The sequence below is a fragment of the Archaeoglobus profundus DSM 5631 genome (assembly GCF_000025285.1).
Taxonomy (GTDB): domain Archaea; phylum Halobacteriota; class Archaeoglobi; order Archaeoglobales; family Archaeoglobaceae; genus Archaeoglobus_B; species Archaeoglobus_B profundus.
Genome location: NC_013741.1, coordinates 906,804 through 930,181, shown reverse-complemented (window position 1 = coordinate 930,181; position 23,378 = coordinate 906,804). Strand labels below are relative to the sequence as shown.

The following is a 23,378-nucleotide window of genomic DNA, read 5'->3' as shown; positions in this document are numbered from 1 at the left end:
TTTTTTACAAAGAAGCTCAGTATATCAGCTATTTCTAAAAGAGTTCTTCTTTTAGTACACCTTCTATGAATATTACTTGATCTGAAATTGTGGCAGTCCAAGAATGAAGATCTTGTTGGAGTGTATTACGGTTCACTATGAAAATGGATGAACATGTCCTAAACAAGAATTTTTTGAGTGCCTTACATCCCCACATTCTGTAAATTGCATCTAAAGTGGCAATAACACTAATTATTTTTCGTTTGTGATCTTTCTTTGTACTTCGCCTAACTTGAGAACTATCGTGTGTTGATCAAATTCTACAGGATAGATGAAGCTATATCCTAAATTTCTTCCATCAGAAGCGTTTACTATCACTAGATTCCCTTTTTTCTTCATCTTTGATTGCATCTAGACCTACACTCTTTAGTCTATCTATGAACCTCGAGACCAGAAGAATAAAATTTATGAATAATGCAAAATCCCTCTGTCCGAGTCTGCGTTTGACGTGTATTATCGCTATACACCATTCTAGACTGTACTAGTTGTAGGACAATAGGAGAATTCCACCGTCGACACTAAACTAAGTATTATATCATTATGGTACATACTACATTGCCACATTCATGTTAAAAATTAGTTTAAGAGAAAATGTTGGCAAATCGATCTGTAAACATTTTGAGATTTTCTTGTGACATCTGGAGCAACTTTTGGGAACCTTGTGTGATCTGCTGGATAGCGGCAGTTTGTTCTTCGATTGCTGCTGATGTCTCTTCACTGGCTGAGGCTGATTCTTCTGCGGTTGCAGCAACCTCATCAATACTCTTTGCTAGAACATTAAGCGCCTTCATACCCTCCTCTGAATCCTCGGCAATCTGCTCGAACAATTTATTAATTTCTGATATCCTCTCTGCAATTTTTCTGGCCTTATTTAGTGCATCGTTGATACTCTTACTTCCCTCCTCAGATTCACTGCGAGCTTTATAAACAGCCTCAATTACTCTTTGGGTAGATTCCTGAACATTTTTAACAATACTATCTATCTCCTCAGTGCTCTTTCTAGATTCCTCAGCCAACTTTCTAACCTCATCCGCTACAACAGCAAATCCCCTTCCGTGTTCTCCTGCCCTAGCAGCTTCTATGGCAGCATTCAACGCTAACAAGTTAGTCTGATCCGCTATCGACTTTATCCTTTCCGTTATCTTTCCTATGTTCCTTACTGCAGATTCTAGTTCTTCAACAAGCCTTCCTACAGCTTCAATTTCAACCATCATTTTTTCTAGCTTTTCTAATGCGATTCTTCCTGTTTCTTCGGATGCTTTTGCTTCTTCAAGAGCTGAATGAGTATAATTCGTGGCATTTGTAATAGCTCCGTTTAGTTTTTCAAATATACTTTTAGTCTTCTTTAATTCTACTTGGGATGATGCTGCAAGCTTAGACAGATTTTCAGCTCCGGTTGCGATTTGTTGAGATGCCGAACTTATCTGCTGCATTCCTGCGTTTATTTGAGATACTGCTTCCATTGATTCTCTGGCTACTTTTTCTGTTTCCTTCAGCGCTTCAACAAAATTCTCAAAGAATTCTCTTGTTTCAGCAGCTAGTGTGTTTATTAAATCAAATACCTCTCCAAATTCATCATCTCTAACCTTTTCGAGCTTTATATTCCAATTCCCTGATATTAGTCCATTCAATGCTTCCTTAATGGTCGCTAGACAATCTTTAGTATAGTCATCTAGACTAAACCTAGGCTTCACCACCTCCGAATCCATCTTGCTCCCCCCTGCGGGATTATTATCCATTATATCTAAATGTTATTTAAATTTTTCTTACAATTTGAATATTATTAAATAGAAATTGCTGAAAAGTAATTTGATAGAAATGATTATGTTCCGAAAGTAATAGTTCTATACCTACAAGAATAAATACTTGATACAACGACGTAAACAACCCTCTACATTCGAGAGGACTTGTTAGAGAAGGCTAGAGAACTCGGCTTGTTGGGAAGGAATTTGAGCATATTCGTCGAGAAGTTCTTAGAGAAGTTTCTACCGCTCTATGAGCAGTTCAATAAGAGAATAGAGGTCGGTGCGTGGGGATTGGATGACCGCCTTACGCCGGGGGTGGGATTCGAACCCACGACCCCAGAGGGGAGCGGCTTAGCAGGCCGCCGCCTTACCACTCGGCAACCCCGGCTCGGCTCATTTTATACATCCCAACTTTTAAGGCTTTTGATACGCATACCGAAAAATTTAAATAGAAGTTTTACTAACTAAAGGTTAGTAGTAAAAGGTTAAGGAGGTGATGTCGAAATGATATTCGATCCTTTTGAGGAGATTAGAAGGATACAGGAGAGGTTGAACAGACTCTTCGAAGATTTTGAAAGGATTGGTCCGAGGGTTGTAAGTGTGGAGTTCCCAGTTGATGTAATAGACGAGGGAGATAGAATAAGAGTTGTCGCCGATCTACCGGGCTTCAACAAGGAAGACATAGAGATCTGGGTAGAAGACGGCGACCTCGTCATAAAGGCTGAGAGAAAGGAGGAAAAGGAGGAGAAGGAAGCCAACTACTTGAGGAGGGAGAGAAGGTTTGGCAAAGTCTACAGAAGAATTGCACTACCTGCAGATGTGGACGTTGAGAACATAAAGGCGAGCTATAACAACGGTGTTCTCGAAGTGATAGTACCTAAGACCGAAAAGGCTAAGAAGAAGGTTATAAAGATCGAGTGATGCATAAGGATGGGCATATAGGCCTAACTTTGCTAATTTTTTCAATTACTTATCACTTATGCAACGCTTGGGATGAAAGGTTCATTGAAATTCTCCTAATCGCTCTTGCTTTTTCCGTAATACCCGATTACGATCTAAAAATTCAAAAGCTCGGATTGAAGAACTCATTTAAAACCTTAGCAATTTTGCTCACTTTTGTAAGCTTAATCCTCTTTGCAGCCTATGGATTTCTCACAAAACCTTACCTGCTGTACGTGGCAACATTATCTACAGCTCTGGCTATTCTTTTCTTATTCCTCTTTGCAATGAGTGAGCACAGAAAGTTTTCACATACCATCTTTTTTGGCCTCATCTGTGGTGCATTTACAGGCTTTTTCACACTGAAAGTATTTGAAGACTTTTATATTGGTTTTTACGGCGCGTTTCTTGGAGTATTCTCACATATACTCGGTGATCTGTTCACCTATACCCCCTTTTCCCCTCTATATCCCATTCTCAAGCGCAAGTTCTCTCTAAAGCTCTTCAAATCTTCAAACCAGATTGTAAACAAGGTTATGCTAATCGTAGGGTTAACGGCATTTGTATTGCTCTATCAGGGCGGAACGGTTTTAAAACTCGCTTTGAACTATTCTTAATGAGACTGCTAATCCTGCTCATATTAGCTCTAATGATAATGGGTTGCGTAAGCGAGAAACCAAGTTTACCCTCAAGTACATCAATAAACACAACGATACTCAAAGTAAACGACACCTACACACTTTACATAATCTTCACACTACCGAATCCATGTCACAAGGTCAGCTATAAGGGTATGAAGGCCTACGGAAACGAAATAGATGTTTACTTTGAGTATCAACCTCCAAAGCCAAACGAAATTTGTATTCAAAAGCTTGAGGTTTACAAGTGGGATGTAAGTCTCGGAAAGTTGGTCGAAGGGGAGTACAAGATAAAAATATATGTAAATGATAAAATTATAAAAGAATTTAAATTTTATGTGAAAGAATAAATTGTAAGTTGGCTTACTTACGCCAACACAAATTTTTATCCACGCTCTATATCTTCGTTAAATGTCGAATGAAAATTTTTATTTAATCGAAGTAGTTTCAAAGGCATGGATGTAGTTGTAATGGGTGTAGGGCAAACTAAATTCGGTTCGCATCCCGATAAAAGTCTTCCAGAGCTGTTCGCTCAAGCATTCTTCGAAGCCTTTGATTCCTCGAATATAGAGTTAAAGGACATCGAGGCTCTTTACATAGGGAATTTCGTTGGAGAGATAACCGATGGTTCAGCAAACCTCGGTGGTTTTATAGCGGATGAAATTGGTTTAAGTGGTATTCAAGCAATGAGGTACGAGTCCGCCTGCTGCTCATCGGCTGTAGCTTTTAAGGAGGCTTGTTTAGCAATCAAACATGGTATTTACGACTGTGTTGTTGTTGGAGGTGTTGAGAAGCTCAAGTCTGCTGGAACGGCCATCGGAACTAGAGCTTTAGCAACAGCCGTAGATGGAGTTTACGAGATCAACACAGGTCTGACATTTCCGGGTGTCTTTGCCCTAGTCGCTAGGCTCTATGCAGAAACTTATGGAATACCGCTCGAAAAGCTCAGGGAGATGATGGCATACGTTTCTATCAAAAATCACAGGTATGGAGCGAGAAATCCTAAAGCACAGTTCTATAACAAGTTGGGCAACTTAAAGGTTGAGGATGTTCTCAACTCGAAGATGATAAGCTCACCCCTCACGTTACTTGATTGCTGTCCCATGACGGATGGAGCCTCAGCAGTCGTACTGGCAAGTGAGAGTTTTGCAAAGGATAGGATAGACGAGCCTGTCTACGTAAGGGGAGTTGGGCAAAGCTCTGCCGGTAGTCTCTTCAGACAGAAGAAGGAAATCGTTAAAGCTTTGCCGAGAAGGAAATCATCTGAAATGGCCTACAAGATGGCTGGGCTTTCGCCAAAGGATATCGATGTTGCTTTGGTTCACGACTGCTTTACCATAGCAGAAATTGTTGCTCTGGAGGCTATGGGATTCTTTAATTATGGAGAGGGAGCAAAGGCAACAGCTGAGGGTTTGACAAATATAGGTGGTGATGTAGCAGTCAACATCGACGGCGGTTTAATTGGTAAAGGTCATCCAGTTGGCGCGACTGGAACGGCTCAGATTTATTCTGCTGTGAAAATTCTTAGAAATGAGCTAGATTTTGTTAAAGTCGATGCAGAAAACGTCATTACGGACACCCTTGGAGGAGACTTCGGGACACTCGTTAACGTGATTTTGAGTGTGCACAGGAGGTGATAAAGATGTTTGTGGAGTTTTTTAACGAGCTCCTGAATGGAAAACTCATAGGATTCAAATGTTTAGACTGTGGAACGGTAATGTGTCCTCCCAAATCCACATGTGACAACTGTAAGGGAAGAAATCTCGAAAAGATTGAGCTTTCAGGCTATGGAAGGGTTACAAGCTACACGGTAACGTATGTCGCTCCAATGGGTTATGAGAAAGAGGCGCCTTACGTTGTAGCGTTGGTCGAGTTAGATGAGGGCCCTTGGATTATAGGAAGGTTGGACGTAGATGCTGAGAAGGCCGAGAGTGAGAATCTGGTCGGAAAGAGGGTTAAGGTCTATGGAAAAGAGTTTGCAAGCGAACTGTTTTATCCAAACAAGGAAAAGAGGGTAGTTCCAATGTTCGAAATTGTAGAATGAAATCCAAGCAGGAAGTTAGGGAGTACGTTTGGAATGCCATAAAGCCTTACTCTACATTTCCTCCACCTTACGGTAGGATACCAAATTTCGTAGGTGCTGACAAAGCTTGTGAGAAACTGAGGGAGCTCGAAGAGTATAGAAAGGCGAAGGTAGTGTTCTCTGCCCCGGATTCTCCTTTGAAGAGGGCAAGAGAGATTGTTTTGGAAGATGGAAAGAAACTTCTTGTCGTTAAACCAAAGATGACAGGTTTTCTGCTCGTTGAGAATGGAAAAGCTGGAACAATAAAAGAGATGCTCAGATACGGAAGGGAAGTGGATTTGAACGAATTGAAAATTCATGTCGACATATTCTTGCAGGGTTGCGTCGCAGTTGACAGAAAAGGTAACAGAATCGGTAAGGGTAGCGGATTTGGAGATAGAGAGTACAGAATCTTGAGAGAAAAGGGCTTGATAGATGATGAAACTCTCTATGTCGTTGTTGCACATCCGATTCAAATCTTTGACGATTTGAGTCACCTCATGGACGAGCATGATGTGAAGGTGGATGTTATACTCACTCCAAAAGAGATAATCAGAACTGAGAATTACTTCAAAAGATTTAGATAGGTGTCAATGTGCCTTGAGGCCATTCTAAGCCACTGAGTTCTTGCGGCATAACTGTAGACTTCTGTCATGTATGCTAGGGCGTAGTCGTAGTTGTTGACCAGCCACCTAATCTTGTTGGCCAATGCAATTGGATCGTTGGGAGGAACTGTTAAGCGGGGAGCGTGCTGGTAGAACTCAACTAGTCTTGGGACTCTCGTACCGATAATGGGCTTCAGACTACCCATTGAAAGGTGCAGTATTCCACTTACGGAGTACGCTTTTCTATCCTTATAGGGTAAGATTATAGCATCGGCTAAAGCAACTACTCTAAGTATCTCATCGCTCGAAAGGTATCTCTCAATTAGTACTGTCTTAAACTCCGATGTCTCAATTATATTTACTATCTCTTCATCTTTCGGTTCTCCAGCGATTAGAAGTGTAAATTTCAAATCACTCAATAGCCTTAGAGATTCTATCAGAGTATCTATACCCTTGTCCCTTCTAAGAAAGCCCGGTACAGTTAATATCACTCCCTCAAGATCGCACTCTATTCCAAGACTTCTACACAGCTCTTCTCTCGTCTTGCAGAGGTATGGGTTTATTAAAGTTCCATGAGGAATTCTGTAGACTTTTGATGGATTAACCTCTTGAATGTGCAGTTCAAACTCTTGCAAAGGGCTGTGAACTATGATGAAATCCAACTCGTTCAGCCAAGATTGAAACTTCAATGTAACGTCAGCTCTCGGAGAGTGGGGATGGTCCACGGTATGCATGGTTATTCCTACAGCTCTGGCCAGTCCTTCCTCCTTAGCTTGAAGAAGAGCATCTATAAGTTCTCTGTTACTCCCGTATATCCCGTACTCATGCTGGACGTGCAGTACATCAACGCTACCCAGATCTTTTAGAGTTTCAAGAAGTTTAGAATAATCCCTTTCAAACCTTGAGTAGCACGGATAGACGTTTGCTACATCATCGTTATACTGTTCATTTTTGAATTCGTTAGTAGAAAGTACAACAACATCTGTTCTCGGATTCAGAGATCTCATTGCAGATGAGAGCATTTTCGTATATTCAGCAATGCCGCAGTGAACTGGAGGATATCGAGATACAAAACCTACCCTCATTCAAAAGTATTTGCATCGACTCAGCTTAAACGTTTCGATTTGAATATCTCAGAAGTGCCCTAATGCTATCAAAGAAGTCGTGATTGAAATGTTCCAGCTTCAAAGCGAGACTACTTCTCTATATGGTTAATGCAGTCCATAGTGATGCTAGATCTTTGGAAACTCTCGCTTCGATAGTTGGCAAAGTTTTAAATTGTGCAAACAAATTCGAGGCATGTTCAAGAAAGTACTCTACGCAACGGACTTATCTGAAAGGAGCTTAGCAATATTGGATTCTCTACCAGAATTCAAGTGTTTGGGTTTAGAGGAAGTCGTAATTTTTAGGGTAATAAATCTAACAAGAGTTTTGGGAGTGGCGAGAGGAATAGATATAGATGCCTACATCAGGGAAATAGAAAAGGAAACCATTCCCAAGCTTGAGGAAATTGCCGAAAAAATAAGAGGCATGGGTTTTGTGGCAAAGCCGATAATCCCTCCACCAGCAGGGGATCCTGTTAGTGAGATTGCCAGAATCGCTAATGAAGAGGGTGTAGATGCGATTGTGATGGGCAGTAGGGGTAGGAGTACTATAAAGGCAATTCTGCTGGGTAGTACAGCTGAGGGAGTAGTGAGAAAGTCGGATAAACCTGTCATAGTTTTCAAAAACCACACACCCAAGATCTTTTCAAAAATTGTTTACGCTCACGATTTTTCGGATAAGGCGGAAAAGCTCGGAAAATACGTCAAGTTCGTTGCAAAGTCTTGCAATTCGGATGTGATTGTAGTTCACATACTTGAAAAGGGAGAAGTCTTAGAGGAAAGCAAACTTGACGAAATAGAGCTTGAATTCAAGAATGAAGGCATAGACGTTAAGATAATAATAGGTGAAGGAAGTCCGTCCAAAGAAATCGTTAAAATCGCAGAAAAAGAGGGAGCAACCTGTATATTCGTTGGTAGATCTGGAAGGGGGGCAGGGGTGCTTGGTAGCACTGCCGATTTTGTGATAAGGTATTCGAAAGTCCCCGTCTTTGTTGCTTAACAAACTTTTTTAACAAGGATTGAATGTATCTAGATGACTCTCAAGAAGCTTACGAGCGAACTCGAAAAGGCTACGAAGACAGCTTTGGAGAATAGACATAGGTTTATGGTTATCTTGTGCTCTAAGGATTTGGAAAAGCTACTGAAAACTGCGAAGAAGCTTTACAAGAAGTATGAAAAGATCAGAAAGAAGTTAAAAGAAATTGAGGAGGATTTACTCATAGTTGGAAGGAGCGAATTTCTCGAAAAGTCTAAGGATTATTTTGAAGGAAAGTTTGTCCATTATAAGGACGTTCAGTACGTCTTGGGTGAAACTTATTCGTCTTTAATCCTCGACATAACGAACGGTTTTCATCCGAACGACTTGGGAATTGTGGTTGAAACCATAGCTGAAGGTGGAATGATTCTGGCATTATCACCACCAATACAGGAGTGGCAGAATTTGAAGAGTAAATGGCATGAAGAGCTTGTTAGCGAGCCTTACACAATTGATGATGTAGTTCCAAGATTCTACAGACGTTTTATAAAGCGAACTTTATTGGCTAAAGGAATAATCATCTACGATCTCGACAAAAGGAAGTTGATTAAACCTTACGAGTTTGAGAAGGTTGAGGAATCGAGAGAAGAAATTATCTTGCCAGAGGAGGAGAGGGAGATCAGTAAAAAGCTCTACAAGCTCTGTGCGACCCAAGATCAAGTTAGAGTTCTTGAGCTGTTTGAGCACTATTTCGACAGAAAGAAGGAGAGGAAGGCTGTTGTCATCACGGCTGACAGAGGTAGAGGAAAGTCAGCCGTTTTGGGAATAGTTACTCCCTATCTCATTTGGAGGATGTTCAAGGTTTTAAAGAGACCTGTCAGGATAATGGTAGTGGCTCCAACACCATATGCCGTTCAAACGTACTTTAAGTTCCTCCTTAAGGCCATGGTAAGGGTCGGGATGAAGTTCAGGGTTAAGGAGAGCGGGAAACTGATTACGGTTGTAAACAGCAAGTATGCAAGGGTTGAATACGTCGTGCCGAGAAGGGCGATGATCGAAAAGGATTATGCGGATATAGTCATAGTGGATGAGGCGGCTGGCATTGATGTCCCAGTGCTTTGGAAGATAACTGAAGGAGTTCGATGGATGATATTCTCTACAACAATACACGGTTACGAAGGAGCGGGTAGGGGGTTCAGTATTCGATTCCTGAAGAGGCTCGAAAGCTGTGAGGATGTAGAGATAGAGAAAATACACTTGAATGAGCCTATAAGGTATGGTAAGGGCGATCCGATTGAGAAATGGTTGTATGATGTCTTGCTTCTGGATGCACAGCCGGCAGAGATAACTGAAGAGGATATTCAGGCTATAAAGGATGGAAAACTTGAGTTTGAAGAGATAGACAAGGACAAGCTCGTTGAGAACGAGAAGCTTTTGAGAGAATTCTTTGGAATATACGTTCTGGCTCACTATAGGAACAGACCATCCGACCTTGTGATCCTCCTGGATATGCCGAACCATAAGCCCTTTGCGGTTAAAGTGAACGGGAAGGTAGTGTGTTCTTTGCATATTGCAATTGAAGGTAAGATGGACGATGAAACAATCAAGAAGATAGCTAAGGGATACAAGCCGAAGGGGCAGATAATACCCGATCTCATGCTTAAGCACTATTGGGATTACGATTTCCCCAAATACGTTGGCTTGAGAGTCGTTAGGATTGCTACTCATCCTTCAGTTATGAGAATGGGAATAGGCAGTTGGTCTTTGAGCAGAATAATAGATTGGGCTAAATCTAGGGATATGGACTGGGTTGGGAGCGGTTTCGGAGTTTCTCCAGAGCTTTTGAGATTCTGGCTTAGAAACGGATTCATCCCAGTTCACATAACACCTCAGAGAAATGAAATTTCCGGAGAGCATACGGTAATAGTTCTAAAGCCCTTGAAAATGCATGTTGAAGAGAAGGTGGATATGATAAACACGGACTTTACAAGGAGATTGATTGAGTATTTAGCTGATGAACTCAGAGATTTGGAGACCGAGACAGCAATAGGTCTTCTGAAGAGTCTTAGAAGAGATTTGGAGGTTGATATGCCAAACTTTGGAAAGATTGAGAGGAGAAGGATCAAGAAGTATTTCCAAGGTCAGAGCCTCTACGAGTACGTTTCCGACTTGATAAGACCTCTCGTTAGGTACTACTACTCCAAGAGAGATAAAGTAGATTTGGATGAAGAGGAAGAGAGAATTCTTGTAGCTAAATGTCTGCAACTTAAATCTTGGAAGGATCTCGGTGAAAACTTCAAAGTTTATAAAACTCTGCTTAAGGCCGTTCAAAAGATTTGGAAGAAGTACTATGAGGAGGCTTGAAGGGGTGGTTGCATGGAGCGGATAAATTTCGATGCTGAATACGTTGAAAGTATAATTCAGGGAAAGAAGATCACCACTGTAAGGAAGGGCGTTAAGAGCTATCCTGTAGGTAAGATTGTTGAATTAACTGTGAACTACAAGCCCTTCGCCAAGGCTAGGGTCAAGAAGGTTGTTGTTAAGAGGGTTAAAGAACTGACGGATGAAGATGCAATTAGGGATGGATTTGAGAGTAAAGAGGACTTACTCAATGCGTTAAAGAAAATTTATGGCGAGATAAACGAAAACGACCTCGTAACAATAGTCCATTTCGAGGTTTTGGAGACATACTGAACTTTAGAAGAAGTCGCTCAACTTCCTGTTTTTTGAGGCGTTAGCTAACTTGTGTGCCAATCTAATGGGCTCTGGTAACTTGTAACCTTTCAAGCAAGCTTTCACTATTTCCAAAGCTGTTTCCGGTGTTACGTAACTTCCGGGAGATATGTATATGGGATTGCAGTTCTTGCAAGGTTTTAGGGCGTAACCTATGATCTCGGAGTTGTCGTAGATTGGTTTGACCTCCATCACATCCTTTGGATCTTCGACTCTGCCGTAAAGCCTTCTCTTTGTTATCCCGATTGAAGGGATGCCAGTCTCGATTGCTATGTACGTTGCCAAACCACACTTTCTCGGATGTGCAATACCACTCCCATCTACCAAGAGAACAACATTGTCAACGTCTTTCAAAACCTTCCTAACAACATTTACTGCGGGTTTTCCCTCTCTGAACATCAGGAAAGTGGGGATGTACGGGAATTCAACATCTTCAATTTCAACACCCTCCTTAACAACCTCAAGCCTTGGAAATTTTAGGAGAACACATGCCGATATCACTTTGTTCCCAACAAAAGCTTGATCTACTCCTGCAACAAATTTTAAGTCCTCAATTTTTATTTTATCCTCTAAAACGACCTTCTTATTAGCTATCTTTTTCTGGTACTCCTCAAGCTCCTTTAAATTCACGCTCAAACACCTCAATCTCGTGATCCAACTCAGTCTTGATACCTATTTCATGAAGTCTTTCATTAGCCACCCATACACTGACAGTTCCCTCAACAGCTTTCGGTAGTTCTGACAACCTGTAAATTACGTCGGTTTTCACGTAAAATATCAGCGCATTCAGTATCGAAACATCTATGACAGCCTTATCCCAGACCTTAAACTTCCCGTAATATCCCTGAGAGGCGATTATTGGAATCTTTGAAGCTGTAGTGTAGACGTTTTCAACAAAATCAGCGATTCTGTCTGCAAAATCTCTCGTTATGAGTGAGGCACCTAATACACCGTCCAACCTTGCTATTTCACTCAGATAAAGTTCAAGCTCATTCCTACTTAACTCACCATCACTACCAAACCCAACTACAGCAACAATCGAATTCAACTTGTTCAGAGATGCCAGAACGATTGCATCTGCCAGAGGACTGTGCAAGCCCTTCTCGTTCCCCCTAGCCAAAGAATCACCGCCAGCATCAACTCCAACAACCAAATCAACATTTTCTCTCTCAATAAAATCCTTCAAACTCTCAGTTAAACCTCGCTCACCCTTCGTTATGTCGACTCCAACAACTTCGCAATCCAAAAACTCCGCAACCTGTGCCACTATCAACTTCAAACCTCTGTAGTTTGATCTGGCATTAATCCAAGCTAAGCAGTTATTTATACTCTTGCAATCGTCTATCTCTTCAACGGATAGAGGACCGGGCTTTTTATCCCTTGTAACCCTCTCCCAAACGACGCCACCACAGATGCACTCAACATCGAAAAGTTTGAAGAATTCTGCAACGGCTAACGTGCTTACTGCATCACCTCCACCGCCCATTCCTATGAGCAAAGCTCTATCAACGTTTTTGAGCATTTTGGCAATCTTCATATCTCCCCCTCTTCTTTCGAACTTTAACGCTTTTCATTTGATTCTCCCAAAACCGAAACAATGTAGGGCTTTATTCCGTTCGTTTTTGAAATTACCATTGTTTTCTACCCCCTAGTATCTATCTTTTTGATTGTTAGGATTCCAAAACAATACCGATTATATACACAACGCAAACTCAGGCTATGGACTACGCATCCTTAGGTTTGAAGGTCGGTATCGAGATTCATCAACAACTCAATACAAAGCACAAGCTCTTCTGCAAATGCCCGACAGTTTTAAGGGACGTTGAGGATTCTAACTTCGAATTCTTCCGCTATTTGAGGCTCAAAAGGAGCGAAATCGGTGAGGAGGATAGAGCCGCTAAGGAGGAGGTTCTCAGGAGTAAGAAGTTCATTTACAAGAGCTACGATACAACATGTTTAGTTGAAGCAGATGAGGAGCCTCCGAGAGAGCTCAATATGGAGGCTCTACAGATTGCGATAACGATTGCAAAGATGCTGAACATGGAGTTTGTAGATGAGGTTCACGTGATGCGTAAGATCGTTATAGACGGTAGCAACACAACTGGCTTTCAGAGAACTGCGTTGATAGCATTTGATGGCTACATAGAGGTTGATGGGCGTAAAATTGGCATTGCAACACTTTGCTTGGAGGAAGAAGCTTGCAAAAAGGTTGAGGATAAGGGTGAGGTTGTGGTTTATTCCTTGGACAGGCTTGGAATCCCCTTAGTTGAGATTGGAACGAAGCCGGACATAGATTCGCCTGAACTCGCGAAGAAGGTTGCAAAGAAATTGGGAATGATTTTACGTTCGACTGGCAAGGTTAAGAGGGGATTGGGAACGATAAGGCAGGATGTGAACATAAGCATAGCTGAAGGTGCGAGAGTTGAGATAAAAGGTGTGCAGGAGCTTGACATACTCGACAAGGTTGTGGAATACGAGGTTTTGAGGCAGTTGAATCTGCTCAAGATTAGGGACGAGCTTAAGCAGAGGAATGCAAGCGTTGTCAGAGAGATATACGACGTAACCGACATATTCGCTAACACCAAGTGTAAGGTCATTGCAAGGGCTTTGAAGAAGAACGGCAAGGTTTTGGCTATACTGCTCAAAGGCTTTGGTGGTTTGGTTGGCAGGGAGATTCAGCCTAATAGAAGGCTTGGAACAGAATTTGCGGACATTGCAAAGACGTTTGGCTTGGGAGGAATTTTCCACACAGACGAACTTCCAAACTATGGAATAAGTGAGGAGGAGGTAGAGAAACTCAGAGAAAGGTTGAATGCAAAAGAGGAAGATGCAATAATCTTTACTTGCGGTGAGGAGCTTAGGGTTAGGAGAGCCCTGCAGAGGATCATCGAGAGGGCTGAATACTGCTTGATAGGTGTGCCAGAGGAGACGAGAAAGGCAAATGAAGACGGAACTACATCATACCTTAGACCTCTTCCCGGATCAGCGAGGATGTATCCTGAGACAGATGTCCCCCCAGTAAAGATTACCGAGGATATGCTAAACGTTGAAATACCAGAACTGATTGAAAATAGAGCTAGAAGATATGTTGAGATGGGTTTGAGTGAGGATTTAGCTTGGGCTATTGCAGATTCGGAATATTACAACATTTTCGAGAGATTTGCAAAGGTTTTACAGCCAACGATCGTTGCAAGGGTTTTACACATAGTTCCTTCAGAGCTTAAGAAAGAAGGCTTTAACACCGATGTGCTTAGAAAAGAGCACTTCGAGATTACACTTGAGTTGATTGCAGAAGGAAAAATTGCGAAAGAGGGGGCTGAAGAAGTTCTGAAAGAATTTTGCATAAATCCAAATGCCAAGGTGGAGGATATACTGGCCAAGATGAAGGCGGGAGAAGACTTGGATAGCTTCATAGCCAAACTTGTTAATGAAAAGGTCGATCTGATTAAAGAAAGGGGTGAGAAGGCTTTCAAGCCTCTGATGGGTTTGGTAATGAAGGAGTTTAGGGGAAAAGTTGACGGGAAGATAATTGCTGAAAAACTTATGAAAGCTATAAAGGAGAAGATATCCGAACTCTAACCTTAACCCCATACTCCATCGTTCAGCGTAACATATTTAAGTAATCCCACAAAGGCATGAACCTATGGCAAGAATGCATGCTCGAAGGAGAGGTAAATCAGGATCAAAGAGAGTTTACAGAGATCACCCGCCAGAATGGGTTGAGATGAAGCCAGAGGAAGTTGAGAAGCTCGTTGTTGACCTTTACAAGGAAGGCTACGAGCCGAGCATGATCGGAATGATCTTGAGAGATCGTTACGGAATCCCTTCCGTTAGACAGGTAACGGGTAAAAAGCTCGTGAGAATATTGAAAGAGCATGGAGTATATACAGGATTGCCGGAGGACTTGAAGGCACTCATCAAGAAGGCTATAAACTTGAGAAAGCATCTCGAAGTTCACAAGAAAGACAAGCACAACAGGAGAGGTTTGCAGTTGATAGAGGCAAAGATCTGGAGATTATCTAACTACTACAAGGAGAAGGGAGTTCTTCCAAAGGACTGGAAGTACGACCCAGAGAAGTTGGAGATAGAGCTTTCCAAATCGAGGTAATTTTTAAAAAGACTTTTAAATTTTGACGTAGATTTTTGGTATGGTGCTGAAAAAAGCTAAAAGGGAGTTTGAAATCGTTTTGAGGCACATTAGGGTAATGAAGGCAGTCATGAAGCATCAACCCATTGGAATATTCAAGCTCTCCGAACTCATAGGTATGCCTAAACACAAAGTTAGGTATTCTTTGAGAGTGCTTGAGCAGTCTGGTATAATAGAACCAACTCAGCATGGAGCGGTAATAAAGGAAGGTGCCAATTTGGAGGAGTTAAAGAAAAATTTCGAAGAAATAAAGAAGATAGTCAAAGCCATCGAAGAGGAATTGAAGGAAATATGATAATAATAGGTGTCCTTCACCTTGATCCTCTTCCTTCATCACCTCTCTACGAATCTTACGAAAAAACATTCGAAAACGCCTTGAAGGATGCTAAAGCTCTGGCTGAAGGCTGTGATGCCATAATAATTGAGAACTACGGCGATAAGCCATTTTTAAAGGAGGTAGATAGAGTTACCGTTGCCTGTATGAGTGTAATAGCTTGGGAAGTTAAGAGAGAGACGGGCTTGCCAGTTGGTATTAATGTGTTGAGAAATGACCCTTTTTCAGCTTTGGCAATAGCAAAAGCTGTAAATGCTGATTTTGTAAGAGTGAATCAGTTGTACTTTGCTTCTCTATCGCCCGAAGGTTTCTTGGAAGGAAAGGCTGGGGAAATTTTGAGATACAGACGTTTCATAGATTGCAAGGCTAAAATTTACGCCGATGTAAAAGTGAAACACGCACACCACTTCGTCAGTCTTGAAGATTACTTGGAAAACGTTGAAAGGTGCTTGGCCGATGCTCTAATAGTTACGGGAACTGCTACAGGCAGGGAGGTGGATGTTGAAGAACTTAAAGCTGTTAGGAATTTAACGAATCTGCCAGTTTTTGTAGGGAGTGGAGTAAAGCCGGAAAATCTGCACAGGTATGTGGGTTTGTGTGATGGAGTTATAGTTGGAACGTATTTTAAAAAAGATGGAAGGGTTGACGTCGAAAGGGTTAGGAGGTTATCAAAGCTTAGAGACAATTTGATAAAATCTAACAAATAAATTAAGCTTAAATATGACTTGCACAACATTTTACCGTGAACGGGAAGTTGGTTGCCATAATTTTGACTGTAATATTTGCAGTTTCAGTTGCGTCCGCATTCTTCATTCCAAAAGAAACTCACGAGTTCTTTTACATCGAAAACGTAGATGTGAAGGTTGATAAAATCGGTGATGACATCGTGAATCTAACTTTCATAGTTAAAATTCACAGATCGGATGTTTTAAAGAACGCAACGCTCAATCTGAAGGTCTACGACCTAAAAACGGGTGTTTTGCTAGAAGAAAAATCCGTTCCCGTTCCAGAAGAGGGCTGCAGGTTTATAAACATCTCAATGCCATTTGAGAAGGACAGAGATTACAGGGTTAAAGTTGTTCTCGAAAAGGATGGGAGATCGAGCCAGTTCACACTAAACCTTAGAAACCTCGAAACCTTAATACCGAAGGATAGGGAGCTTAAAGTCGTTCTAAGAGATGTGGACTTTAAGGTTCTCACTACCGAAGACGATAGGGTTAACGTTCTGATCAGATTCTACTTCGATTCTTTCAAAGATTACGATGTTCGCTTTCACTTAAAGGCCGTTCAAAACGAATCGAACGTTTTAGCGGATGAGAAGTGGATTGATGCAACGCTTAGAAGCGGGAAGACCCAGATAGTAGAGACAAATATCAGTGTGGTCGAGGACTACAACTATTTGATAAAGCTTGAGGCTTGGAGGAGCGGATACATGGTAAAGGTGTGGAAAGCCGTTCTGAACTTGGCACCCACTAAAAAGGTCCCATTGAGTGTTAAAGAGGAGGAGGTCAAATTTGAGGTTGAGAAGTTTGCCGAAAAGTACGGTGGTGTCAAGATACCGTCAGAAACTCCACCACCCATACCTCTGGGTGTAGCTTCCGAGAGAGGCGTTTACAAAACACCAGGATTTGAGGCTTTGATTTTGATATTTGCTGGAGGTGTTGCAATATGCTTGAAACGGTTAGGAAGGCTCTGATAGTTCTGACGATAATAGTCTTAGCAGTTGCCGTATTCGGCTTATACCTCTCTCTGAATGCAATAATAGATATTTTCATCGGCTACAAATATGCACCGATCTACAAAGCTCTAATGAATCTAGCCGTTGTGATCCTTGCAATCTACGTGCTAAAGCTGTTGCTTGAGAATGAACACCGCCCTAAGAATTCTGAAGGCTCTTCAGGAGAGGAATAAAACACTATCAGAGCTTTCGAGAGAGGTAGGAGTTACAAAACCATCCCTACTCTACCATCTATCCAAGCTTAGTGGAAAGGGTTTGGTTAAGAAAGTTCAAAACGGAAACAAGTTCGTTTACTACTCTCTGACGGGGAAGGGTAAGAATTTCGTTAGACTGTTTACATCTCTTGTATCTTCTGCCTTGCTCTCCTACGTATTGGTATCGCTTTCAAAGAAAGCTTCAGATTTGAGTGCATCGATATCAACAACTTACCCAGTATTGCAAAAAGGCCATACAGCAACTGTTAACGTTTGTATAGCATTCATCCTAGCTTTTGTTTTCCTGTTCACGATCTTCTACTTTGCACTGTTGCTATTAAAGAGATAGTTAAACCTTGTAAACCCTTGCATTCGCCACGTCTTTCAAAATTGGAATGAATGAAAGACCTATTTCTCCTGCAAACCTCGTATCGTAAACGTTCAATTCTATATCACACTTTTTAAGCCTACTTGCAAGCTCGATTATTTCATCTTTAATTCTCTTGCCAAGTAACGGAACGTTTGCCTTTCCATCTGTTATAAGAAAGGCCCTAACCTTCAACGTCTTTTCCTTCATTCTCTCCCTTTTAGCCAGCAATAACAGGTTGTAGAGGGCCGAACTTAAAGGAGTTCTACCACCAGTTGGAACGTTCTCGATACTTTCGATAACTTTCAAGTAATTCTTAGTTGGAGGAACGACGATCTCAGCACGATTACCCTTAGCAACTATTAAAGCCATCTTAGATTTCTTAACGTATCCTTTCTCAACGAGCTTTTCAGCAATCCCCTTTGCAACGCTTATCCTCTTCTGAATAGCCATACTACCACTCGAGTCCAACACAAGAACCCAAAGAGTCGGAGCCTTCGACTTCCTAACTCTCACACGAATGTCGCTCGAATCTACTCTTATGGGAGGTGTCTTACCACTCATAACAGCCCAAACTATAGAGCTGTAAAAGTCTACATCTCTAATCTCATCCTTAGGTGGTACGTAGGAAACTGGAACTCCCTTCGGGAAGTTTATCACCGTAACGCTCGAATCCCTCGATGATAGATAGCTATTGAGATCATCCTTCAAGCTAGCATTTTCCATTCTTGGGATATCTACTTCGCTCGAACGAAAGTTTTGCTCACCTCCTTGTCCTCTATTTCCACTGCCCTTGTCTTCATGTTTATGGCTATGCTTGTGCTCGTGTCCTTGTTCATTCTGATTTTTGTTCTTCTCTTTTCTATCATTTTCGTCCTGCTTCAGCTTTAGGGGTTGAGGCTTTTGAAAGGGTTTGTCCTTAAGTCTGTGTGGTAATGCCAACTCCATTGCTTTCTCCAAGTCATCAAGTGTAACCCTTCTCCTTCCATTTAGCGCGGCTATGGCTTTGGCAGTTTTTATCGTAGCTATCTCAGCCCTGTTTGTTTTTATACCCAATTTTATGACAGTCTCGGCTAAGAGCTTTAGAAGATCTTCGCTTATCTCGACTTTTGGCAGTATCTCCTTCGCCTTGACAATCTTTTCAGTTAGCTCCTTCTCCTTGTTCTCGAACTTCCTGTAGAATCCTATAGGATCCTCATGAAACTTCTCAACTCTCCTAACGATCTCTATTCTATCTTCGGGATTCATTGGAGCACTTACCTCAACGCACAGTCCAAATCTGTCTAAAATTTGCGGTCTTAGTTCACCTTCCTCCGGATTCATCGATCCAACTAAAATAAAGCGGGCTGGATGCTTAAACGAAATACCCTCCCTCTCTATAACGTTCCATCCCATCGCGGCTGAATCTAAAAGCGAATCCGCTATGTAGTCATCGAGCAGGTTCACCTCGTCGATGTATAGGATGTTTCTGTTAGCCTCAGCGAGTATTCCGGGCTGTAACGCCTTAACTCCCTCCTTCAGAAACCTTTCAACATCCACAGTTCCAACCAACCTATCTATTGTTACACTTAAGGGTAAGTCTACAACCCTCATTTTCCTTCTTGCCACTGGCAAATCCTCGCCGTTCTCGTATCTCTTATAACAGCTGTCGCACATCTCTAAAGGGTTTGAGGGGTTGCAGTTGAATGGACAATCCGCTACAACTTCGATGTCTGGCAAAACGTTCGCTAAAGCTCTAACCATCGTTGATTTTCCAGTTCCTTTATCGCCCTTAAGTAATACTCCGCCTATTAACGGGTTGACTGCCACACAAAGCAGAGCTAACTTAGCGTTCTCCTGCCCCACTATTGCCGAAAATGGAAAGATCAAGCGCTTTTCGCGAGCCTCCATAGCCTATCAACCTCCTCAAGCTTCTCCATCCAGTGCTCATCATCCTCTGCAGTATAAATTTCGATTACTCCACCCTGTATGTCTCCCTCACCTATATTCTCTTCAAGAATTCCCTCGATCTCGGAGTAAACCTCTCTAAGCCTTTCGATCAAATCTTCACTCGTCTTCCATAACCCTCTCTCGTAAGCTTCTATTAACCTCCTCGCAATCTCCTCAAGTGCATAAACGTTGTTTTTCTCAAACCACCTTCTCATCTCTTCATCCAAAACGTATTTCTCAGCAATCTCATCGAATATCCAATCTTCAACGAGATTGGTTGTAGCTTCCCAGCCGTACAGATGTAAAATCTTCTTCGAGAACTCGCTCGCCCCTCTGTAACCGTGCTTCTTCATCTCCTCAATCCACATATCGTTGAGTAGTTTTGTCCTCACAACCCTCTCAATCTCAACCTTAACATTCACAACCTTCGTATCGCTCAAATCCCTTGTATCCACTTGGACTATGTCTACATTCTTCCCAGTCAAAGCATCTACAGCATTCTTGAAACCACCGTGGTATGCAAAGTAGCAACAGCAGTTCGTTAAATCGTGCTCATCGCTAACGTGATTTCTGCTGATCACATCAACCTCCTTCAAGTTTAGTATCAGCGATTCGTGAGCCTCAACTCCAAAATCCTCTCTGCTGTAGGCGTAACCGCCCCACTGAACCCAAACTTTTGCTAAATCTTCATCAGCCTTCCATCCAGAAGATTCAACAGCCAAATTCACTCCCGCTCCATAAGCTCCGGGTGGAGCACCAAATACTCTGAATCTCGCAAATTTCCTCGCCTCTTCAAAGCTTCTACCCATCTCAACCAATTTCTTGATGTGCTCAATATAGTGCTTCCTCACGTAGTTCATTTCGATAGGTTCATCAAGAGTAACGACCTTTTCAATAGCCTCATCTATTAAATGGATGTAGTTTGGCAGAGTATCCCTAACAATCCCGCTTATCCTGACCAGAACATCTATTCGAGGCCTTCCAAGCTTTTCAAGCGGTATGACCTCAAGACCCACGACACGATCACCCTTCCAAATTGGTTTAACCCCTAAGAGGTAAAGGATTTGAGCTATCTGCTCTCCATCAGCCTTGTAAGCATCGATACTCCACAAAATCTGCCCGACACTCTCAGGATACCTACCATGCTTCCTCTTGAACTCTTCAAGCAACTTCTCGGCGGTTTCAACGCCTACATACCAAGCGGACTTTGTTGGTAAAGACCTTGGGTCTACAGCGTAGAAATTTCTTCCAGTTGGAAGTATCTCAAATTTACCCCTCGTTATAGCTCCAGACGGTCCCGGTTCAACGTATTCACCCCTCAAACCCTTCAAAAATCCTTCGTATTCTCTCTTGCATTCTACAATTTTCTTCGCAACCTCTAAAGCCTTCTCAAATACTTTTCTCAATTTAAGCTCGTCAACGACTTTGAATCCAATTTTTCCGATCTCTTCGTAGATGACATCGTAACCTTCCCCATTTAAGAGCCTCTTAAGTGTACCAACTGAAAGCTTGTGAATAATCTCCAACAGTTCCCTGTTTGTGTAACCGTTTGTAACACCCATAGGGTTTCTCTTGATTTCGTCGTAGTTCAGCCCAATAGCCTCAGCAACTACCCTCCTTATAGAAGGTGAATAATGAGAATCGTAAGCCATCGCGGTAACGATATACTCAGCCAGTCTTTTTGCATCCCTTGGTGGATTGCCAAATACGTGGAGTCCAAGGTTTATCTGCGACCCCCTCATCAGATCAACGTAGCGGTGAATTTCCTCTATCGTCTCATCCTCGTTCTCCGGATTCCTTATCCTTATCTTACACTCTTCAGCCTTCTTGAGTATCTCCTCATACAACTTTCTCCTCCTCGCATTTTCTCCCAAATTCTTTGACCTTGCATACTGATTCAAAAGTGAATCCAGCTCATCCAAAACTTCGGCCATCGCCATCGGCGGGTATATATGATCAACCAGAGTTGCGTAGCCTCTCCTCTTCGCTATGACACCCTCCATTGGGTTCGATACAACGTAGACGTAGAGGTGAGGAATGTCATCTAAGCTCGCTTCTGGAACGCATGAGGGAGACAGTCCTACACCTTTTCCCGGTCTGAACTCAAGGTAGCCGTGAGTTCCGAAGTGAATTATCACGTCAGCCTTGAACTTTCTCGCTATCCACCTATAGACCGCCCACCACTGATGTGGAGGAACTATGGTTGGATCGTGCAGAATTCTACAGATTCTTCCATCGCATCTTGCACCGGCACACCCAAACTTCGGCTGAGGCGTTATGAAGACGTTTCCAAACTTAATTCCCGGAATCACGAACTTGCCGTTGTAGACCATTCCAACAAGGGCTTTATCAACTCTTCCAGCCAGAACATCTTCAGGCTTACCCCAATCTTTGATCATCTTATTTCTCAAATCCTCCGGAAGCTCGTTGAACCATTCCAAGTAATCATCCAAGCTTACGAAATCTATAGCACCTCCACATCTGACTATGTCCTCAACGGATGTCCACCTGAACTCACTTATCGCCTTTCTCTCCAAAATTAGCCTTATCAATTCTTCCCCACTCTTCGGAACACCATCGACAGTGTAACCCTCCTCCTTAAGCCTGTGTAAAAGCCTCACAATGCTTTCTGGAACATCCAGCCCCATTCCAACAGCAATGTTAGCCTCTAAGCCCTTGCATGGTGGATTTATCAAAATTATTGCTATCCTTACATCTTTCTTGGGCTTCCTCCTTAACTCGACCCATCTTTTAACCCTCTTAACCAAGTAATCCACGTGCTCTGGATAAGGCTCGATAATCTTAAACCCCTCAACATTCCTCGATCCAGCTACAAAAAGTGGCTCAATTGCCCCTGAAACCTCTGGAATTATTACACTGTAAACCTGTGTCATGTAATCGACGCCATTGCTTTCTTTCCAATCCCCAACGGATTGATAGTATGAGCATATTGGCGAGAATATTGGAACACCAAGCTTTTCCAACTTTCTGAGATATTCGATTCCGAAAGAGATTAAACTGACGACAGCATCAACAACAACCTGTCCATCTTTTGTGAAAAATCTTTCAACACTTTCATCTATATCCTTACCTATTCCAGTTGTCAAATCCTTCGGAAGGACAAATACGGGGATTACTCCGAACCCCTCTTTCTCAAAAGCGTTCACGATCTCTTCAACATGCTTCGTATCTCCATAGAGCCAAGAACTCCTCCAAAAGAGTAAACCTATCAATGGTCTTTTATCGTATGAATTCAGATAATCCTCCAAACTATCGAAAAAGCCCAATCTCGGATGGTATATACCATGTACTGGAACATCCTGAGGTTCTCCGTAATCTCTTAAATCTCCAGCCAAACTGGCTAAAAATCTGACTAAGTTTCTCAGATTGTGTTCTCCGCCGATAATATAATACGATTTGGCTTTAACATAAATGTTTAAAGGAACGTTTGTCAGATCTTCCGAACCTCCCGCTGAGATTATCTTGGCATTACAGTCCTTTAAACTTTTGACAACAGAATCAGGAAGTTCGTGAGCGTAGATGAAAATAACTTTCGAGTTAAGAATCTTTTCTAGCTCTTTCTCACAGTTCTGATCTGTTAAAACGACACCATCGATTTTCTCCTCTCTCAAAATCCTCCTAAGTGTAGCCAGAGGCCTTGCACCGTATCCCAGTACTAAGCAGATCATGTAATCACCCCATAGCTCTGTACGCCTATAGCTATTGCGGTATTACCACTTATAACTCTTTTTGAGAGAACAATTATACTTTGCGGATAATTATCATTAATATACGGAGAAATGGTGTTACTCAACATGCTACTGGTAAC

22 protein-coding genes and 1 tRNA gene are annotated in these 23,378 nt (G+C 42.1%); 16 read left to right on the top strand and 7 right to left on the bottom strand.

The genetic code is table 11. The features are described from left to right. Positions 1-620: 620 nt before the first annotated feature. Both ARCPR_RS05470 and ARCPR_RS05465 read right to left on the bottom strand, forming a co-directional pair. Positions 621-1,748, bottom strand: coding sequence for a methyl-accepting chemotaxis protein (locus ARCPR_RS05470; RefSeq protein WP_187286402.1), 1,128 nt, complete (start codon positions 1,746-1,748; stop codon positions 621-623). Between the two features lie 343 nt (positions 1,749-2,091). Then, a tRNA-Ser gene (locus ARCPR_RS05465) sits at positions 2,092-2,172 on the bottom strand. A 116-nt stretch (positions 2,173-2,288) separates the two neighbouring features. Here ARCPR_RS05465 and ARCPR_RS05460 point away from each other — a divergent pair. The 6 genes from ARCPR_RS05460 (at position 2,289) to ARCPR_RS05435 (ending at position 6,010) form a co-directional block, all read left to right on the top strand. Continuing rightward, positions 2,289-2,705, top strand: coding sequence for an Hsp20/alpha crystallin family protein (locus ARCPR_RS05460; RefSeq protein WP_012940484.1), 417 nt, complete (start codon positions 2,289-2,291; stop codon positions 2,703-2,705). After that, positions 2,705-3,340: a metal-dependent hydrolase gene (locus tag ARCPR_RS05455; protein ID WP_012940483.1), complete on the top strand. Its 636-nt coding sequence runs from the start codon at positions 2,705-2,707 to the stop codon at positions 3,338-3,340. Before ARCPR_RS05460 ends, ARCPR_RS05455 begins: the two co-directional genes overlap by 1 nt. Further along, positions 3,340-3,711: a hypothetical protein gene (locus ARCPR_RS05450; RefSeq protein WP_012940482.1), complete on the top strand. Its 372-nt coding sequence runs from the start codon at positions 3,340-3,342 to the stop codon at positions 3,709-3,711. The genes ARCPR_RS05455 and ARCPR_RS05450 overlap by 1 nt, the downstream gene beginning before the upstream one ends. A gap of 105 nt (positions 3,712-3,816) precedes the next feature. Continuing rightward, complete coding sequence (locus ARCPR_RS05445; RefSeq protein ID WP_012940481.1) at positions 3,817-4,998, top strand: thiolase C-terminal domain-containing protein; 1,182 nt, start codon at positions 3,817-3,819, stop codon at positions 4,996-4,998. Positions 4,999-5,003: 5 nt separating this feature from the next. Continuing rightward, complete coding sequence (locus ARCPR_RS05440) at positions 5,004-5,405, top strand: Zn-ribbon domain-containing OB-fold protein (RefSeq protein ID WP_012940480.1); 402 nt, start codon at positions 5,004-5,006, stop codon at positions 5,403-5,405. Continuing rightward, positions 5,402-6,010: a 5-formyltetrahydrofolate cyclo-ligase gene (locus tag ARCPR_RS05435; protein ID WP_012940479.1), complete on the top strand. Its 609-nt coding sequence runs from the start codon at positions 5,402-5,404 to the stop codon at positions 6,008-6,010. Before ARCPR_RS05440 ends, ARCPR_RS05435 begins: the two co-directional genes overlap by 4 nt. Here the strand turns inward: ARCPR_RS05435 and ARCPR_RS05430 are convergent. Further along, positions 5,989-7,113: a glycosyltransferase gene (locus ARCPR_RS05430; protein WP_012940478.1), complete on the bottom strand. Its 1,125-nt coding sequence runs from the start codon at positions 7,111-7,113 to the stop codon at positions 5,989-5,991. The genes ARCPR_RS05435 and ARCPR_RS05430 overlap by 22 nt on opposite strands. 214 nt (positions 7,114-7,327) lie before the next feature. Here ARCPR_RS05430 and ARCPR_RS09365 point away from each other — a divergent pair, with 214 nt between their 5' ends. From ARCPR_RS09365 to ARCPR_RS05415, 3 genes are read left to right on the top strand one after another with little or no spacing between them, the layout of a single operon-like run. Then, positions 7,328-8,131, top strand: a complete 804-nt coding sequence (locus tag ARCPR_RS09365; RefSeq protein ID WP_012940477.1) for a universal stress protein — start codon at positions 7,328-7,330, stop codon at positions 8,129-8,131. 33 nt (positions 8,132-8,164) lie between these two features. Then, positions 8,165-10,471, top strand: a complete 2,307-nt coding sequence (locus ARCPR_RS05420) for a tRNA(Met) cytidine acetyltransferase TmcA (protein ID WP_012940476.1) — start codon at positions 8,165-8,167, stop codon at positions 10,469-10,471. 12 nt (positions 10,472-10,483) lie between these two features. After that, a complete protein-coding gene (locus ARCPR_RS05415; protein WP_012940475.1) occupies positions 10,484-10,801 on the top strand; it encodes an ASCH domain-containing protein in 318 nt (105 codons plus the stop codon). Between the two features lie 3 nt (positions 10,802-10,804). On the opposite strand, the gene ARCPR_RS05410 is transcribed toward ARCPR_RS05415, so the two are convergent. After that, on the bottom strand, positions 10,805-11,470 hold the full coding sequence (locus tag ARCPR_RS05410) for an endonuclease V (RefSeq protein WP_012940474.1): 666 nt from the start codon (positions 11,468-11,470) through the stop codon (positions 10,805-10,807). After that, entirely contained in the window at positions 11,451-12,377 is a 927-nt protein-coding gene (locus ARCPR_RS05405) for a DUF1152 domain-containing protein (RefSeq protein WP_012940473.1), read from the bottom strand. The genes ARCPR_RS05410 and ARCPR_RS05405 overlap by 20 nt, the downstream gene beginning before the upstream one ends. 182 nt (positions 12,378-12,559) lie before the next feature. Here ARCPR_RS05405 and gatE point away from each other — a divergent pair, with 182 nt between their 5' ends. The 7 genes from gatE (at position 12,560) to ARCPR_RS09360 (ending at position 17,602) form a co-directional block, all read left to right on the top strand. Continuing rightward, the gene (gene gatE / locus ARCPR_RS05400; protein WP_012940472.1) at positions 12,560-14,419 is read left to right on the top strand and encodes a Glu-tRNA(Gln) amidotransferase subunit GatE; all 1,860 of its coding nucleotides are present in this window, start codon (positions 12,560-12,562) and stop codon (positions 14,417-14,419) included. Positions 14,420-14,483: 64 nt separating this feature from the next. Then, complete coding sequence (locus tag ARCPR_RS05395; protein WP_012940471.1) at positions 14,484-14,948, top strand: 30S ribosomal protein S15; 465 nt, start codon at positions 14,484-14,486, stop codon at positions 14,946-14,948. A gap of 40 nt (positions 14,949-14,988) precedes the next feature. Then, positions 14,989-15,282 (top strand): hypothetical protein, encoded by a 294-nt coding sequence (locus tag ARCPR_RS05390; protein ID WP_012940470.1) that lies wholly within the window; start codon positions 14,989-14,991, stop codon positions 15,280-15,282. Continuing rightward, complete coding sequence (locus tag ARCPR_RS05385) at positions 15,279-16,028, top strand: BtpA/SgcQ family protein (RefSeq protein WP_012940469.1); 750 nt, start codon at positions 15,279-15,281, stop codon at positions 16,026-16,028. The genes ARCPR_RS05390 and ARCPR_RS05385 overlap by 4 nt, the downstream gene beginning before the upstream one ends. A 35-nt stretch (positions 16,029-16,063) precedes the next feature. Next, positions 16,064-17,017 (top strand): DUF7490 domain-containing protein, encoded by a 954-nt coding sequence (locus tag ARCPR_RS05380; protein ID WP_012940468.1) that lies wholly within the window; start codon positions 16,064-16,066, stop codon positions 17,015-17,017. Then, entirely contained in the window at positions 16,990-17,232 is a 243-nt protein-coding gene (locus tag ARCPR_RS05375; RefSeq protein ID WP_012940467.1) for a hypothetical protein, read from the top strand. The genes ARCPR_RS05380 and ARCPR_RS05375 overlap by 28 nt, the downstream gene beginning before the upstream one ends. Continuing rightward, on the top strand, positions 17,186-17,602 hold the full coding sequence (locus ARCPR_RS09360) for a winged helix-turn-helix domain-containing protein (protein WP_012940466.1): 417 nt from the start codon (positions 17,186-17,188) through the stop codon (positions 17,600-17,602). Before ARCPR_RS05375 ends, ARCPR_RS09360 begins: the two co-directional genes overlap by 47 nt. Here ARCPR_RS09360 and ARCPR_RS05365 read toward each other — a convergent pair whose 3' ends face one another. After that, on the bottom strand, positions 17,603-19,510 hold the full coding sequence (locus ARCPR_RS05365) for a VWA domain-containing protein (protein ID WP_012940465.1): 1,908 nt from the start codon (positions 19,508-19,510) through the stop codon (positions 17,603-17,605). After that, the gene (locus ARCPR_RS05360; protein ID WP_012940464.1) at positions 19,486-23,238 is read right to left on the bottom strand and encodes a cobaltochelatase subunit CobN; all 3,753 of its coding nucleotides are present in this window, start codon (positions 23,236-23,238) and stop codon (positions 19,486-19,488) included. Before ARCPR_RS05360 ends, ARCPR_RS05365 begins: the two co-directional genes overlap by 25 nt. Between the last annotated feature and the right edge of the window lie 140 nt (positions 23,239-23,378).

Coding starts and splice junctions, on each gene's coding strand:
- ARCPR_RS05470 (WP_187286402.1), bottom strand. CDS start 1,748: ATGGATTCGGAGGTGGTGAAGCCTAGGTTTAGTCTAGATGACTATACT.
- ARCPR_RS05460 (WP_012940484.1), top strand. CDS start 2,289: ATGATATTCGATCCTTTTGAGGAGATTAGAAGGATACAGGAGAGGTTG.
- ARCPR_RS05455 (WP_012940483.1), top strand. CDS start 2,705: ATGCATAAGGATGGGCATATAGGCCTAACTTTGCTAATTTTTTCAATT.
- ARCPR_RS05450 (WP_012940482.1), top strand. CDS start 3,340: ATGAGACTGCTAATCCTGCTCATATTAGCTCTAATGATAATGGGTTGC.
- ARCPR_RS05445 (WP_012940481.1), top strand. CDS start 3,817: ATGGATGTAGTTGTAATGGGTGTAGGGCAAACTAAATTCGGTTCGCAT.
- ARCPR_RS05440 (WP_012940480.1), top strand. CDS start 5,004: ATGTTTGTGGAGTTTTTTAACGAGCTCCTGAATGGAAAACTCATAGGA.
- ARCPR_RS05435 (WP_012940479.1), top strand. CDS start 5,402: ATGAAATCCAAGCAGGAAGTTAGGGAGTACGTTTGGAATGCCATAAAG.
- ARCPR_RS05430 (WP_012940478.1), bottom strand. CDS start 7,113: ATGAGGGTAGGTTTTGTATCTCGATATCCTCCAGTTCACTGCGGCATT.
- ARCPR_RS09365 (WP_012940477.1), top strand. CDS start 7,328: ATGTTCAAGAAAGTACTCTACGCAACGGACTTATCTGAAAGGAGCTTA.
- ARCPR_RS05420 (WP_012940476.1), top strand. CDS start 8,165: ATGACTCTCAAGAAGCTTACGAGCGAACTCGAAAAGGCTACGAAGACA.
- ARCPR_RS05415 (WP_012940475.1), top strand. CDS start 10,484: ATGGAGCGGATAAATTTCGATGCTGAATACGTTGAAAGTATAATTCAG.
- ARCPR_RS05405 (WP_012940473.1), bottom strand. CDS start 12,377: ATGAAGATTGCCAAAATGCTCAAAAACGTTGATAGAGCTTTGCTCATA.
- gatE (WP_012940472.1), top strand. CDS start 12,560: ATGGACTACGCATCCTTAGGTTTGAAGGTCGGTATCGAGATTCATCAA.
- ARCPR_RS05395 (WP_012940471.1), top strand. CDS start 14,484: ATGGCAAGAATGCATGCTCGAAGGAGAGGTAAATCAGGATCAAAGAGA.
- ARCPR_RS05390 (WP_012940470.1), top strand. CDS start 14,989: ATGGTGCTGAAAAAAGCTAAAAGGGAGTTTGAAATCGTTTTGAGGCAC.
- ARCPR_RS05385 (WP_012940469.1), top strand. CDS start 15,279: ATGATAATAATAGGTGTCCTTCACCTTGATCCTCTTCCTTCATCACCT.
- ARCPR_RS05375 (WP_012940467.1), top strand. CDS start 16,990: ATGCTTGAAACGGTTAGGAAGGCTCTGATAGTTCTGACGATAATAGTC.
- ARCPR_RS09360 (WP_012940466.1), top strand. CDS start 17,186: ATGAACACCGCCCTAAGAATTCTGAAGGCTCTTCAGGAGAGGAATAAA.
- ARCPR_RS05365 (WP_012940465.1), bottom strand. CDS start 19,510: ATGGAGGCTCGCGAAAAGCGCTTGATCTTTCCATTTTCGGCAATAGTG.
- ARCPR_RS05360 (WP_012940464.1), bottom strand. CDS start 23,238: ATGATCTGCTTAGTACTGGGATACGGTGCAAGGCCTCTGGCTACACTT.